12 protein-coding genes are annotated in these 14,046 nt (G+C 59.4%); 7 read left to right on the forward strand and 5 right to left on the reverse strand.

Annotated features, from left to right (window positions below; translation table 11 throughout):
* Positions 1-37: 37 nt before the first annotated feature.
* On the reverse strand, positions 38-2,047 hold the full coding sequence (locus GGR28_RS05960; protein WP_183494828.1) for a TonB-dependent receptor family protein: 2,010 nt from the start codon (positions 2,045-2,047) through the stop codon (positions 38-40).
* Positions 2,048-2,056: 9 nt separating this feature from the next.
* Positions 2,057-3,313 carry an arginine deiminase family protein gene (locus GGR28_RS05965; RefSeq protein ID WP_183494829.1) on the reverse strand — a complete coding sequence of 419 codons (1,257 nt, stop codon included), beginning with the start codon at positions 3,311-3,313 and terminating at the stop codon, positions 2,057-2,059.
* Positions 3,314-3,440: 127 nt separating this feature from the next.
* Here GGR28_RS05965 and GGR28_RS05970 point away from each other — a divergent pair, with 127 nt between their 5' ends.
* The 3 genes from GGR28_RS05970 to GGR28_RS05980 are packed head-to-tail and all read left to right on the forward strand — an operon-like array spanning position 3,441 to position 6,250.
* Positions 3,441-4,769 carry a glucosaminidase domain-containing protein gene (locus GGR28_RS05970; RefSeq protein ID WP_183494830.1) on the forward strand — a complete coding sequence of 443 codons (1,329 nt, stop codon included), beginning with the start codon at positions 3,441-3,443 and terminating at the stop codon, positions 4,767-4,769.
* A gap of 9 nt (positions 4,770-4,778) precedes the next feature.
* Positions 4,779-5,552, forward strand: a complete 774-nt coding sequence (locus tag GGR28_RS05975; protein WP_183494831.1) for a hypothetical protein — start codon at positions 4,779-4,781, stop codon at positions 5,550-5,552.
* Positions 5,552-6,250, forward strand: coding sequence for a ComF family protein (locus GGR28_RS05980; protein WP_183494832.1), 699 nt, complete (start codon positions 5,552-5,554; stop codon positions 6,248-6,250). Before GGR28_RS05975 ends, GGR28_RS05980 begins: the two co-directional genes overlap by 1 nt.
* A gap of 1 nt (position 6,251) precedes the next feature.
* Here GGR28_RS05980 and GGR28_RS05985 read toward each other — a convergent pair whose 3' ends face one another.
* Positions 6,252-6,728 carry a DUF2892 domain-containing protein gene (locus GGR28_RS05985; RefSeq protein WP_183494833.1) on the reverse strand — a complete coding sequence of 159 codons (477 nt, stop codon included), beginning with the start codon at positions 6,726-6,728 and terminating at the stop codon, positions 6,252-6,254.
* Between the two features lie 171 nt (positions 6,729-6,899).
* Here GGR28_RS05985 and guaB point away from each other — a divergent pair, with 171 nt between their 5' ends.
* The gene (gene guaB, locus GGR28_RS05990) at positions 6,900-8,381 is read left to right on the forward strand and encodes an IMP dehydrogenase (protein WP_183494834.1); all 1,482 of its coding nucleotides are present in this window, start codon (positions 6,900-6,902) and stop codon (positions 8,379-8,381) included.
* Positions 8,382-8,389: 8 nt separating this feature from the next.
* Here the strand turns inward: guaB and GGR28_RS05995 are convergent, their stop codons facing one another.
* Positions 8,390-9,757, reverse strand: coding sequence for an ADP-ribosylglycohydrolase family protein (locus GGR28_RS05995; protein WP_183494835.1), 1,368 nt, complete (start codon positions 9,755-9,757; stop codon positions 8,390-8,392).
* A gap of 328 nt (positions 9,758-10,085) precedes the next feature.
* Between GGR28_RS05995 and GGR28_RS06000 the strand changes: the two genes are divergently transcribed.
* Positions 10,086-10,538: an FKBP-type peptidyl-prolyl cis-trans isomerase gene (locus GGR28_RS06000; RefSeq protein WP_183494836.1), complete on the forward strand. Its 453-nt coding sequence runs from the start codon at positions 10,086-10,088 to the stop codon at positions 10,536-10,538.
* A gap of 71 nt (positions 10,539-10,609) precedes the next feature.
* Positions 10,610-11,059 carry a TrmH family RNA methyltransferase gene (locus GGR28_RS06005; protein ID WP_183494837.1) on the forward strand — a complete coding sequence of 150 codons (450 nt, stop codon included), beginning with the start codon at positions 10,610-10,612 and terminating at the stop codon, positions 11,057-11,059.
* Here GGR28_RS06005 and GGR28_RS06010 read toward each other — a convergent pair.
* Positions 11,036-12,451 carry a hypothetical protein gene (locus tag GGR28_RS06010; protein ID WP_183494838.1) on the reverse strand — a complete coding sequence of 472 codons (1,416 nt, stop codon included), beginning with the start codon at positions 12,449-12,451 and terminating at the stop codon, positions 11,036-11,038. The genes GGR28_RS06005 and GGR28_RS06010 overlap by 24 nt on opposite strands.
* Positions 12,452-12,692: 241 nt before the next feature.
* Between GGR28_RS06010 and GGR28_RS06015 the strand changes: the two genes are divergently transcribed.
* The gene (locus GGR28_RS06015) at positions 12,693-14,030 is read left to right on the forward strand and encodes a peptidoglycan-binding domain-containing protein (RefSeq protein ID WP_183494839.1); all 1,338 of its coding nucleotides are present in this window, start codon (positions 12,693-12,695) and stop codon (positions 14,028-14,030) included.
* Positions 14,031-14,046 lie beyond the last annotated feature (16 nt).

Genomic DNA, 14,046 nt, shown 5'->3' on the forward strand with positions numbered 1-14,046 from the left:
GAAGGTACGCCGGGGCCGGGAAATGGCAAATACCAGCCTAGGGCGTGACGGCAATCCCGATAAACCAGTTTCGTCCCGGTGCCGGTTGGTAGTAGCGCCCCCCGAATTGCGGATTCAGGTCGTTGCCGAAACTCATGCGTGCGTCCAGTAGATTGCTGCCGCCGAAGTATAGGTCAGCACTCGTCCTGCCCAGCCTACCGCGCCACCCTGCCCGGCCACGAACCAGGTGGTAGGCATCGCCGTATACGACGTTGGCGTCGTTAAGGGGGATGGCATCGGTATAGTTTTCGGTAAGGACCAGGTAGAAACCGGCGGGAAAAGCGAGTCGGGCTTCCAGATTTACGGTGTGCGGAGCGGTGCCGGGCAGTCGGTTGCCGGAGTAGTCCTCACCGGCTCGCGAGTAGTTGCCGTAACTGAAATCGTGGTAGGTGTAGCTGGCGTAAAGGTCGAGCCAGGAGCGGACGGCGTAGTCCAGGGCAAGCTCCAACCCGCGTTGATCCGTATTGCCAGCGTTGCGGAACAGGGTGGTACCGCGCTCGTCGGAGTAGGTACTGATGGTTTCATCGAGGCGTAGGTAGAACAAGCTCAGGTCGTAGGTCAGTGGACCGCGCCTGCCCTTGGTGCCCAACTCGTAAGTTATGCCCCGTTCCGGTCGAAGGGCGGTGTTGATGCTGCCCTCGTTGGTCCTGAATTCGTCGAGGGTCGGCGGACTGAACCCGCTGCTGATGCTTCCGTACACGCTCCACCTGCCAAAATCCCGCAGGGCAGAGATTCGGGGACTTACCACCCCCCGAATGTCGCTTTCGGTAATGCCGGTATTGCCATCTGAGTCGAAGGTGCGGTCGACGCGGTAGCTGAGGTTGTTAAGGCTGACCCCCGCGGTGAAGCGCCAATCGGCGAAATTCTGACTGGCCTGGAGGAACACCACCCGCTGCTTGCTGAGTACTTCGTCACTGAAGTTCAGCTCGGACGGTTGCCCGGCATCGTTACCGAAGTTGTTGGCCATGCGGTACTGCAGCTGATCTTCGGCACCGAGGGTCAACTTTAGCACGGAGGAATTTAGGGGCAGGGTATAATCAAACGCCGTGCGGCCGCCGACGCCCAGGTTGGTTTCCCGTTTGTAGTCGAAGTTGAAGGGGTGATCGAAGTAGAAGCCGGTGCCGTAGAGGGTCGTGCTGTTGGTCCACCGGCCCTTCGTCCAGTTCTGGGTCAGGCCGAGCAGGAGGTTGTCGTAGTTGATGCTGGCATTCGTTTCTTCGCTTCCGGGCCGGGCCTGCCGGAGGTCGTCGGCGTACTGCTCGGCGTTGAGTCCGCCGGGCAGGTCGTAGCCAAGGCGGGTGTAGAGTGCGTGCAAAGACCAATCACGGCCCGAAGCGCTGCTCCACCGGGTGGATGCCTGTACGGTTTGCCGCCGTAGGGAACTGTGCTCCCGGTAGCCGTCGGTCTGCTGGTGGGCGACCCGGAGCTGGTACTGCGCTCCGCCCGTGACTTGCGCTGCTTTCCCCGCCGGCCATTGCACCTGCGCCCCCGCCCGAAAAAAACCGAAGGAGCCACCGGATATTTCGGTCGAAACGGGACTTCCCAGTGTATCCGTCGACAGCATCAGGGTGCCCGCCGTGCCCGCCCCGTAGAGGCTACTGGCCGGTCCGCGGATGAGCTCCACCCGGTCGATATTACTGATGTCCAGGAAGTTAAGCTGGGTGTCTCCCCCGGGCTCCGTGATGGGGATGCCGTTCCAGTACACCTTGATGTTGCGGACGCCGAAGGGGCTGCGCAGGGTACTGCCCCGTACGCTGATGCGGTAGCTGCCCGGTGCGCGCTCCTCGAAACGGACGCCGGGCAGACGGTTCATTGCCGGCAACAAATCGTTGGCAGGAAACTGCCGCAACTCCGTCCGGTCCAGCGTACTGATGCTGGCCGCTACCCGCTGTACGGGCAACTGGTCGCGGAAGCCCACCACGGTAGCATCGGGCAGGGTGTAGAGGGTGTCGGACTGGGCCGCCATCCGTTGCGTTAGCAACACTAAAAGAACGAGGTATCGGAACATGGCAAAGGTTTACCCGCGCTCTACCGGGCAGGTCATGCAGTGACTACCGCCCCGCCCCCGGCTGAGTTCGGCGCTGGGCAGGGTAATGATGGTCTTGGTCAGGGTACTAACATCGGTTTCTCCCGCATTGATGCGATCGAGTAGCCGCTGGGCTTCAATAATGTCGTACCCATTGTGGGCCAGGGCTTCGGCGGTAACTGGGTTGCGGTCGTAGGTGAGGGCGATTCCCGGGGCCAGGGCGACGAGGTTGCAGCCGTCGGTCCACTGTTCGCGTTCCTGAAAGGGACTGCGGCCGTTGCCGGCGGAGATAAAATTGGCGTCGGGGTCGATCTCGCCGAGGATACATTCCTTCAGGCTGGGATAGTAAGTGGTTTCTCCCTCGCTCCGCCACACTTCCACGCCGGCCTGTCGGCCGCCCTCCGCAATGATGGGCTGGTAGCAAACGTAGTCGTGGACATCGATCTGGGTAAAGATGGTATCGAGGTGCATGAAACTGCGCTCGGCGGGAACGCTTACCCGTACGACGTTTTTCACCACTCCCTGCATAAATAGTCGTTCGGCCAGCTTACGAATGCTGTAGGTGTTCGACCGCTCGCTGTCGCCGATGAGGAGGTAGTCGCGGTTGAGCAGCATCACGTCGCCCCCCTCCATGAACACTTTTTCCCCCAGCTTGCTAGGCGGGAAGGCATCGACGTCGTTGAGGTTGATCACGCGTCCCTCCTCCCACATTTTGGCAAACATGGGGTGGGCCAGAATAACGAGGCGGGTGAGGAAGTTTTCGCGGCTCCGGGCCTGCTTGGCGGCCTTGGTCACCAGGATGTGGTCGTTGATCGTGACGGCGATATCGCGGGTGAAGATGAAATTCGGGATGGGGTCGAACAGCACGCGGTCCGTGGCGGCGATGTATCCCGTGATCAACACGTCGGCGAGTTCGACCGGAGAGAGTTCGGCCAGCTTTTCGGCGTAACTGTGCGGAAGCTCCTCAAAATTGATGATCAGATCGAGCGTCTCGGCGGTCGTTTCCGGTGAGGCGGCAATGGCTTCGGCGACCAGGGTACCGATCTCCAGGACGCCATCTTTGCCCAGGAAAGCACGCAGAATGGACGTAAATACATCGTGTTCCTCCTGCAGGCGGGGCAGGTAGACGATGTCGTCGAAGAGCAACTCTTCCGCCCGGCGCGGTGTAATAGTGGCCGTACCCGCATCGGGGCGGTGTACGATGACCCGGCGGAGGGGCGAAATTTCGGAATTTACTTGGATAGGCATAGGGGGCGAAGGTAGGGCGGGGGCGCAGGAGCCGGGCAAAATCTAAAAAAAAGCTAAAAATAGTGGCGTGATCCGACGAAGGACCGGAAATTAGCCGTTAGACTTCTACGTACGATTTGAGACTACCATGGAACAACTACTGACCGGACTTTTCCTATTTATTTCCTTTGCCACTTTTGCTAATTCTGCTCCAATCGTCTGGACGGCGGAGGAAGCCAGCGAGCAGGAAGCCTACATCGAGCGGTACAAAAAGATCGCCATGCAGGAAATGGAGCGCTCCGGCGTACCCGCCAGCATCAAGTTGGCCCAGGGCATCCTGGAGAGCGATTCCGGTCGCAGTTACCTGGCCCGCACCGCCAAAAACCACTTCGGCATCAAGTGCGGCAGCAACTGGAACGGCGATAAGGTGTACCGGGAGGACGATGATTACGACGACCGCGGCCGGCTCACCAAGAGCTGCTTCCGGCAGTACCGCAATGCGGACGCAAGCTTCGTAGCCCACTCCGAGTTTCTCCGCGACCCCCGCAAGAGCTTCCGCTACGGCTTTCTCTTTCGTCTGGAACCCACCGACTACAAAGCCTGGGCGAAGGGATTGCGCAAATCGGGCTACGCCACCAACCCCCGGTACCCGGAGCTGCTGATCTCCCTGGTGGAGCGGCACAAACTGGACCAGTACGATCGTCCCAGTGCCAGTACGCCCGTCAACATCGAAATTCCCGTGGAGGAAGCCATCACCGGCATCCTGAATACGAACGACGTCAGCTACTTCATCAGCGAAGCTCCGGTGAGTCTGCAGGAAGTGGCCCGTAAGGTCGACCTAAGCGTGCGCCGCCTGCTGGAATACAACGAGGAACTGGTCAGCGAGAACCAGCTGGTCGACCCACGGGAGCGCATCTTCTTGCAGAAAAAACGCCGGTCGTACCGGGGCCCCGAGCGCTACCATACCGTAGTGGCCGGACAGGACCTTTACGACATCGCCCAGCAGTACGGCCTGCGGATCAAAAACCTTGCTAAGCGGAACCGCATCGGCGAACAGGCGGATCCCGCGACCGGCGAGCAGGTTAAGTTGCGCGGGAGCCGGGTACGGACGGCTCCCCGCCTGGAAAATTCCGGTGCCAACAATCGTCCGACCCGCCCCGTCATTCCCGGCACTTCGGTAATCGAACCCGACGACGATGGATTCCTCGATATGGGCGAACCGAATACACCCCGTATTCCTCCCACCGCTCCCACGCCCCAGCCCGATCCGCGCCCGATCGTGTCGCCCGAACAACCGGTTGTAACTCCCCCTGCTACTGCCCCCAACCGGCCGGCGGCGGGCTACCATGCCGTGCAGGCGGGGGATACTCTGTATGCCATTAGCCGGAAGTACGGCGTGAGCGTCGAAGAGATCAAGCGCCTAAATGCACTTAACGGCAACAACATATCGGTCGGCCAACAATTGCGGATCAGGTAACTTACCGCCATGCTCCGTATTTTATTCCTGCTCTGTAGTTGTTTCCCCCTGTTCCTTACCGCCCAGCTCATCGATGAAGCGGGCACCTACGGCGAAGACTGGGGCGGCTATTTTTTCGGAGTCCGTGGTGGGCTCAGCCTGGGCAGTCAGGACTGGTCCAACATTGAAACCGAGCTGAATCCGGGCTTTCACATCGACGGGTTCCTGGAGACGATTCCTTCCCGCAGCACCTTCAGCTTTTGGGGGCAGGCCGGGTACCACCAGCGGGGCAGCCGGATCAGCCGGCAGCGGGTCTTTACCTTTCAGGGCAACCAGATCAGGCTTCCGGCAAACAGCTTCGTGTTCAATAATTTGTCGGTTGCCATCGGAGGAAAACAAGTGGTCAAGTACGCCCGCCTGGCCGATCTCTATTACCTGCTCGGCCTCCGTGCGGAATACAACCTCAGCACCAACCTTAGCGAGTACGACCAGCTGAGCAACAGCCAGGGGGTGAACTACGGACTGAATTTTCCCATCGACTCCTATGACTTCATCAATCGCTTCACTTACGGAGTGACGGTGGGTGGTGGAGCCAGTTTTCCGCTGAGCGAGGCCATCGGCGGATTCGTCGAAATCAGCGCACAGCCCGACCTGAGTTTTCAGTACAAGCAGGGCACGATCAGCAACGTCATCAACCCCGGAGGCGGCGGCAACACCAGCATCGGAGAGCGGGCGATCCGCAACTTCAACATCGAATTATCGGTCGGCCTGCGTTTCCTAAGGAAGTGGTACTACCTGGACTAATGGGGATCTCGCACTGGGTACGTGGCCTGACGAGCCTGTTCTTTCCTAACGTTTGCCTGAACTGCAGCCGGTCCGTTGACGATTCAACCGCCCTGCTCTGCCTCCGTTGCGAAAGCGACCTGCCCGTCACCGACCACTGGAAACAGCCGGAAAACGAAGTAAGGGATCGGCTGGCGGGGCGGCTACCCCTGGAATATGCTGCAGCGGCATACACCTTCCGGGAGGGGAACGTCTGTCAGCAACTCATCCACGCCATGAAATACCAAAACCGGCCCGACGTGGGTAAGAAATTAGGTGAGCGGTTGGGCCACCTGTTAAGCACGGCGGACAGACTGAACGACCTGCACGGGATAGTCCCCGTTCCGATCCACAACCGACGGCGGCACGAGCGCGGGTACAACCAGGCGGAGGCAATTGCTGAAGGAATCGGAGCTATCCTCAACAAACCAGTATTTTCGGATGCGCTGCGAAGAACGGACTTTCAGGGGTCCCAGACGCGACGGACCAAACTGGAACGGCTGGAGAACGTGCGGGACTCCTTCGTTGCCGGGCGGGGAAAGTTTAGCAATCAACACCTGTTGTTGGTTGACGATGTGCTGACTACAGGGGCCACGCTTGACTTTTCGGGCAACGCGCTACTGGAAGCGCACTCCGGGTTGCGGCTTAGTGTGGCCACCCTGGCGATAGTCGAGCGTTAGGTCAGTCGCCGGCAAGCTTGAGTGCGGCCCGGGCGCGCTCACGGGAGTCTTGAATGTCGCTTAGTTCAGCAAAGTCACCGCGAACGGCCTTCAGGGCAACCCGTTCCCACTCAATTTCCCGGCAGGTACGAAAGCCCATTCGCCGGAGCACGAACAGGGGCGGGCACCAACCCTGGATACCGTGTTGCAGTAAGAAGCCGGCGACGACTCCGGAGAGGATAAGCCAGCGGCGGTCGACAAATTCGCTTAGCGCCAGACCGGCTAGTACCAGCGTAGAGGCGTTGGTTTCGAGGGTACGCTCGACGTCCCACTCCTTGTCCAACTCTTCCAGACGCTGATCGATACCGGCCGGATGTTGCGCAAAGTGCTCTACGCGAGCGGTGATTTCCTGAGCTATCTTATTTGTATCGGCCTCGGAAGAATGTTCTACGACCCGTCCGCCGGGCGCATGCTCTTCTACATCATGTTGTGTGGTCATAACTCAAGGTGTTTGGTGCAATAATCAGGCGATCAACAACTGCAACTCCGGTAATAATACATATGTTCTGTACGGGTATTTGTGGGGTTTTAACTGGACGGATACGGCTAATTGCCCGCCGGAGTGACTACTTCGCGGTCGCAAGCCGATACATTTTACATACCTTTGCGCATGGAAGACAACAAAAGCTACCCCGACCGCTTTTCCGTCCAGGGTTTGACCTTTGACGACGTACTGCTGCTGCCCGCCTATTCCGAGGTCCTGCCCCGCGAGGTAGATCTTTCCAGCCAGCTTACCCGCGGTCTCCGCCTCAATGCCCCCATCGTTTCCGCCGCAATGGACACCGTGACCGACGGCCGTCTGGCCATCGCGATCGCACGGCAGGGAGGTATCGGCATCGTCCATAAGAATATGACCATTGCGCAGCAGGCCGAACAGGTACGCATGGTAAAGCGATCGGAGTCGGGGATGATCGTCGACCCGGTAACGCTCAAGCACGATGCCACGGTGGCCGACGCCAAGAATCTGATGTCTAAATACCACATCGGCGGAATCCCAATCGTCAACGATCACTACGAATTGGTAGGAATCCTGACCAATCGCGATCTCCGGTTTGAAACGGCTTCCCAGCGGCCCATTAGCGAGGTGATGACGACGGAACGGCTAGTCACCGCGCCCGTTGGCACCAACCTGGAACAGGCCAAGCAAATCCTGCAGGGCCACAAGATCGAAAAGCTGCCGGTGGTGGACGACCACAACATCCTGGTAGGTCTGATCACCTATAAGGATATCCTCAAGGTCCAGGACTACCCCAACGCCTGTAAGGATAGCTTCGGCCGGCTGGTGGTGGGCGGCGCCATCGGAGTGACCAGCGACATGCTGGAGCGGGTGCAGGCCCTGGTCGACGTCAACGTCGACGTAATCACCATCGACACGGCCCACGGGCACAGCCGGGGTGTACTGGAAGCCGTCAGACGTACGAAAGACGCCTTTCCCGACCTACAAATCATCGGTGGCAACGTGGCTACCGGACCGGCCGCAAAGGCGCTTGCCGATGCCGGTGCCGACGGTGTGAAGGTTGGTGTCGGCCCAGGGTCCATCTGCACCACCCGTATCGTTGCCGGCGTCGGGGTACCCCAACTCAGCGCCATTTCCAACGCGGCGGCGGCACTGCGCGGTACCGGTGTTCCCGTGATCGGTGACGGTGGTATCCGGTACTCCGGCGATATCGTCAAGGCACTCGCCGCCGGGGCATCCACCATCATGGCCGGCAGCCTGTTCGCGGGGGTCGATGAAAGTCCCGGGGAGACCATCCTTTATGACGGCCGCAAGTTCAAGGTGTACCGGGGCATGGGCTCACTCGGCGCCATGAACAAGGGCAGCAAGGACCGCTATTTTCAGGACGTGGAAGACGACGTGAAGAAGCTCGTACCGGAAGGTATCGAGGGCCGGATTCCCTACAAGGGAAGCCTGGCGGAGGTCGTCAATCAGTATTTGGGCGGACTGCGCGCCGGTATGGGCTACTGTGGCGCGGCGACCATCGACGGATTACAGTCGGCCGAATTCGTGCGCATCACGGGAGCCGGTATGCGGGAAAGCCACCCCCACAACATCACGATCACGAAAGAGGCACCGAATTACAGCCGTCGCTAGCAGCGCGGTTATTCTACCTGGTTTCGGCGAGCGAGAATCGCCGCGGTCAGGTCAGCGGCCCGCGCTTCCAGGTCAATGTCGAGGACTTCCCGGTTGACCCGTACGACCATTTCACGCTGGTCAACGGGCAGTCCCCCGTACCCGTGCAGTGCTCCCAGGATCGCGCCGGTGACGGCAGCGACCGTATCGTTGTCCCGGCCGTAGTTGATGACGAATTCCATGGCGGGGCCGAATTCATATCCCGAGAACAGCAGGGCCGTTAAATTGATAAGGTGAATCTCACCGGCGTGAAACGGGACATCCTGCTTCGCGCGGTCCAGTAATTCATAGGCCTTAAGCATCCGCCCGTAGGTAAGGCTATCGTAGGGATAGGTATCCGGCATACGGAATTTCATCGCGCGCACCTCTTCCTGGGTCAGCCGACGCGCCGTCCTGACGATGCTGCGTGCCTGACGAAATTGTTGGTAGGCAATCCGACCGATGAGGCGGGAGCGGAAGAAGCCCTCCGGATCCACCTCCCGCATGACGTCGACAAACGTACCAGGTCCGGCTCCGGGCGTAAAGGCAGCTGAAGTAAGTGCCGCGGTGAGTCCCGCAATGTCACGGGCGTAACCTAGGTCGAAGAGCGCAAGGTCGTAGGCAGCGCGGTACGCTTTCTCCGGTCGGCCGGGAAAGGCAGCTCCCAGGACCGGCGAGAATAGCATACCGGCACAGGACATTTCACCGCCGTAAAACCGCGAAAGGGCATTGCGGTAACCGTCCAGGTCGCGGGCGGCGTAGGCCCGGGTAACCTTCGCCCACTCCTGAAGCCACGTCAGGCGACGCATGGCATCCTCCAGGGGTTCGGGATCCAGCCCCTCGGTGGCCTTCAGGTCGTCGACACTAGCGGAGTACCGTCCGTTGATGAACTTGCTGAAGCGGCCGGCACCGGGAAGCAAGGGGCCGTTTGGCGCACGTTGCGCGTGCTCTTCCACCATAAATTCCACCATCAGCGATTTCCAGCGGGTGTCGTCGGTACCGGCTCCGGGGGGCAAGTTGTAGTTCCAGGGGCCTTCGGGACTGGGTTCGCGCAGGACGAGGTCCAGGCTGTCGACGTGGCCGTACTCATCCGTGATGTCGCCCTGCGTCCACATTTCCGTCGGTGCCCCCATCGCATCGCCAATGGCCGACCCCACTAAGCTTCCGAGCACCTTGTCGTACAGTACGCTGTCGCTGAGGGAAAGGTCCTGATAGTTCGCTTCGTCGTGTGCTGCCACGGAATGGTTGGTATCGGTTGGGGTGATGGCCGGGGAATCGTTCTCCGCACAGGCGAACGGGAGAAGCGCAACGATAATACAGTAGCCGATTCGGTCGGAGTGCGGATAGGTTGACGCCATGCTGTCCCAAAGATACCCGAACCACCAGCTACTAAGGCCGCTACAGGCTTCCGGAAATTCTAATCTGTATACCGGGCATAAAAAAAGGCCCGCCGGAAAACCGACGGACCGCTTACATACACTCACCTTATCTTATACGCTTAATTCGTTTGCTTTAGTAACCGAAGAAAATATAATTGTGTTCAAGATTACGAACAATTATTTGTTGTGAGAATCTTTTTCACAGAATATTTTGATTTCTGTTGCCGTCTTAACCCTGGCAGTTGACGGAATGTGCGGAAGGGTACCATCATTTTTTGACTATTTTTGCACACCATTTAAGTAGCCCATGAAATCATTCCCCCGCCTGATCCTTCTACTCGTCCCGGTATTTGTAGCCTTGGGTTGTAGCAAAGAGGATGATTGCCTGGCGAGCGACCAGTCGATAACGGAGTACATCACCGCTAACGGAATCATGGCTACCGAGGGCGACCTGGGTCTGTACTACATCATCGAAGCGGAGGGCGGCGCGGAAAAACCGACCACCTCCAGTAGCGTTACGGTTAACTACACCGGTCAGACCACCAATGGCGAGACCTTCGATCAGACGAGTGGCTCTCCGCGCACCTTTCTGCTCTCCGGACTTATTCAGGGGTGGCAGCAGGGTATCCCCAAAATTGGCAGGGGTGGTAAAATTCGCCTCTTCATCCCATCCTCCCTCGCATACGGAGCGAACCAAGCCGGAGACATCTGCCCGAGTTCGGACCTTATCTTCGACATCGAATTGGTAGACTTCAACTAAGCGGACCCGCGATCAGACAGCTGGAACACCACGAGATCGAGAACGAAGTTCGCCGACACCGGATCACCCTCTTGTGCGTCGACTGGAAGGATCCGCGGAATGTCGGTTCGGTGTTTCGACTCGCCGATGCAGCTGGAGTCAGCAAACTCCTACTTGCGGGTACTACCCCTACCCCACCCCAACCGGGCATCAGGAAGACGGCCAGGTCGACGGAGCGAAGCGTGCCCTACGAGGTCGTCAAAGATCCGGTTGCTTACCTGGCTCGATCCCGGCAGAGCGGGGCGCTTATCCTCGCCCTTGAGATCACGGACCAGAGCACATCGTTGTTCGACCTGGACTTACCCGAGCCGGACCGGGAGATCGTGCTCCTGGCGGGGAGCGAATCTACGGGAATAGCCGGGGAGCTGCTTGCCCTCTGCGACGCGGCCGTTCACCTGCCGATGTACGGGCAGAACACCTCCATGAACGTCACCGTAGCGCTAGGCGCGGCGGTATACTTAATCCTTATGAAGGTGCAGTAGGGCCATGATGTCGCGATCCTGCTCCAAATCGGGATGCCAGTTGAAGAGGAGTTCGTGATCTTCGTAGAACTCCGCCAGTCCCTCGTTCAGTAGGGCAAGGGCCTGCTGCCGCCGGCTGGTGATCATCAGAATCGCTACGGTACCAAAAAGCAGGGCACTATCGCGGTACACCGTGGCCGTATCGGCGAGGAGCTGAAGCGCGTCGGCTTCCCGACCAAGTTCAACCAGGAAGAGCGCGTAGGAGATGTAGGCGTCACTGAACTGCTCGTCCATCTCGATGGCCTTGAGAAAGGCCTGTTCCGCATCGAGGGGCGAGTTGGTGGCCGAACTGCAGAGCGCCAGACCAAGCCAGCAATCGGCCGTGTGATTCGGAAGCTCCACCGCCCTGCCGTAATTGTAGGCGGCTACGCCCCACTTCTCTTCGGCCACGCAGCACTCCGCGATGTACTGGTAGATGTCGTACATCTCGGGGTCGATTTCCAGGGCTCGGAAGTACGACTTCTTCGCGCTGGTGTAGTCATCCAGCATCTGGTGGCTGCGACCGATGCGCATACAGGTTTCGTAGCTTTCCTCCGCTTCCTCCGACTCGAAGTAAGCCTGGTACGCGGTCAGGGCCGGTTCGTACATTTCGAGATCGAAGAGCTTGTCGGCGTACTCCAGGTCGTAGGCGCTCCTCGCGTCGTTGAGGGACCGGGCGTTGCCGAACGCTTCCAGGGCTTCCATATCGTTGCCTCCGTCGTCGTACCAGAGTCCGAGATAGAACCAGGTCAGGTCATTGAAGGGGTCGCGATCGGCCTGCCGTTTGAGCAGTTTACCGATCTCTTTCCGCATCGCGGAAAGCTCCGGCGCGTTGAGTAGCTCGTCGTAAGCGGGTTCCTGGTAGGGGTCGAGGCGGATGGCTTCGGCCAGGGCTTCGAAGCTTTCGCGGAAGCGATTTTCCTGCATACAGAGCAGGCCGTCGAAGAACGCCAGCAAACTGAGCTTTTCGTCCTGGTCGACTACATTATACAACTGGTCCAGGGCCGCCCGGGCTTCTTCCTGGTGTTCGAAGTGGACGTAGACTTCCAGGCGCAGCATCATCACCTCCTCGTCGTTGGGGGCGTAGATATTGAGCTGCTCGAGGGTGGCCATCGCGTCCTCCTCCTCCAGGTTAATCTTGTGGATCAGGGCTTTCCACTTGTAAAAGTCGGGAGTGTAGTTGTGCTGGCTGATGGCCAGGTCGGCTACTTCGAGGGTTTGATCGTAATCGTGAATCCCGAAGTAATGCACCAGTAGTTCCTCGAATTCTTCCTCCGCGAGAAACAAGGTATCACCTCCCTGAGCCGCCCGTTCGTACCTGGCCACGAGGGCCATCAGCGCCGTCTCGCGCTGGTCGTTGCTCTTTCTATTCATACCGTATTCTCGCCCCCGGCTTAGTCACCTGGGCCATTGGCTGGGGATTGTGCTAAAAATACGAATTCCGCCCGATAAAGTTGTGTTCGCCTTGTCTCCCACCAAGCATCCCGTCAAGAAAATCACGCCGCGCAAACCCGGTGGGGGTAAGAAGTCGTTACCTTACCGGTCCGATACCAGGCCGTCAGTTTGATCGTTGATATCCAACCTCAGTCACCCCACCCCCCGAGCTACTCCGCCCATGCTAAAGTTTTTCTATCCGCTACTGCTGCTGCTCCTGCTTTCCGGTTCTGCGCTCACCGCCCAGGACATCTTTAATGTCCGAATCGGCACATTTCAGGACGTGAAAGCCGACGACTTTGTGGACCTACAGGAAATGGGCTTTGTGTACGGCCTGCCCCGGGAGGGACAACTAACGGATGTCTACCTAGGAAATTACAGCTCCCGCGACCGGGCGGCCACCGTCACCGAACAGCTACAGGCCCGGGGCTTTCGCAATGCCGCCCCCTTCGCCCTGCCCGCCGGAGTGGCGGAGCCGGCAACTTACGTACAGATCGCCCTCCGGGGCAAGGGCCGTTCGCTGGACTGGCGTTCGCTAGAGCGTGCGGGTAAATTATTCGTCGACGCCCGCGATGGGGTGACCAAAGTACTGACTGGCCCCTACCCCAACGCAGAGGCCGCCAACGAGGCCCTGGCCGGCATTCGTACCCTCGGTTACGGAGATGCTTTCGTAAGAACGGCAGTTCCCGGCAAACTGATCCCCATCGGGGTCTTCGAAACCGGAATCAAGAAGCCCCTGATCCCAATCGAACTACGCCAGATCGGGTCACCGGATTCCCCCGCTACCGATGCTTCCACTGCTCCCGCGCCCCCGCCCGCCCCTACACCCGCACCGGCGCCGGATACCACCGAAACCGTAGCCGCCACTACAGCCGTCGCAATCCAACCCCCACCGGCACCCGCCGCCACTCCCCACCTGGCGGCCACCCAACCCGGCCTACCCCCGATCGACGTAAAGACGAAGCGACACTCGGCGGCGGAACTGCAGCGGGTACTGAAGGAAAAGGGCTACTACGACGGCAGTATCGACGGCTATTACGGAGAAGGGACGCGCTCCGCCTACCAGGAAGCCTGGAACAAACTACCCGAGTTGCGCAAGTACCGTCTCCTTGCAGCAAGCGAGGACGTTGCTACCGGCACGCTCCTGAGCTGGCCCGAAATAGCTGTAGTCACCACGGTGGCCGATGAACTGGCCGCGGGAATGACCAATACCGTGCGTGAAGAAGAACTTGCCGAGGCGCGTGACGAACTATTCAATGCCACCGCCGCCCTACCCGCTGCCGATGCGACACGCGCGCGCACCTGGGAAAGCACGGTATGGGAAAACCTGAACGACTGGGCCGTCCAGGACCCCCTGCACGCCCGAATCCTGACCGCCCTGCGGGTATCCTATTACCAGGCACAGGCCCGCCTGGAAGCGATGTATTTACAGCGGGGGATGTCGGCGATCGCCGCACGCGACCTCGCAACGGCAACCCTGCAGAATTTGCTGGGTGCTCCGCTGGATCGCTTCCTCTAATTCACCTTCTCGGATC

The organism is Neolewinella aquimaris (genome assembly GCF_014197245.1).
Lineage (GTDB): Bacteria > Bacteroidota > Bacteroidia > Chitinophagales > Saprospiraceae > Neolewinella > Neolewinella aquimaris.

Excerpts from the sequence above, each read along its gene's own strand:
- GGR28_RS06000 (WP_183494836.1), top strand. The coding sequence starts at position 10,086 with ATGAAATCATTCCCCCGCCTGATCCTTCTACTCGTCCCGGTATTTGTA.
- GGR28_RS05975 (WP_183494831.1), top strand. The coding sequence starts at position 4,779 with ATGCTCCGTATTTTATTCCTGCTCTGTAGTTGTTTCCCCCTGTTCCTT.
- GGR28_RS05965 (WP_183494829.1), bottom strand. The coding sequence starts at position 3,313 with ATGCCTATCCAAGTAAATTCCGAAATTTCGCCCCTCCGCCGGGTCATC.
- GGR28_RS06015 (WP_183494839.1), top strand. The coding sequence starts at position 12,693 with ATGCTAAAGTTTTTCTATCCGCTACTGCTGCTGCTCCTGCTTTCCGGT.
- GGR28_RS05980 (WP_183494832.1), top strand. The coding sequence starts at position 5,552 with ATGGGGATCTCGCACTGGGTACGTGGCCTGACGAGCCTGTTCTTTCCT.
- GGR28_RS05985 (WP_183494833.1), bottom strand. The coding sequence starts at position 6,728 with ATGACCACACAACATGATGTAGAAGAGCATGCGCCCGGCGGACGGGTC.
- guaB (WP_183494834.1), top strand. The coding sequence starts at position 6,900 with ATGGAAGACAACAAAAGCTACCCCGACCGCTTTTCCGTCCAGGGTTTG.
- GGR28_RS06010 (WP_183494838.1), bottom strand. The coding sequence starts at position 12,451 with ATGAATAGAAAGAGCAACGACCAGCGCGAGACGGCGCTGATGGCCCTC.
- GGR28_RS05970 (WP_183494830.1), top strand. The coding sequence starts at position 3,441 with ATGGAACAACTACTGACCGGACTTTTCCTATTTATTTCCTTTGCCACT.
- GGR28_RS05960 (WP_183494828.1), bottom strand. The coding sequence starts at position 2,047 with ATGTTCCGATACCTCGTTCTTTTAGTGTTGCTAACGCAACGGATGGCG.
- GGR28_RS05995 (WP_183494835.1), bottom strand. The coding sequence starts at position 9,757 with ATGGCGTCAACCTATCCGCACTCCGACCGAATCGGCTACTGTATTATC.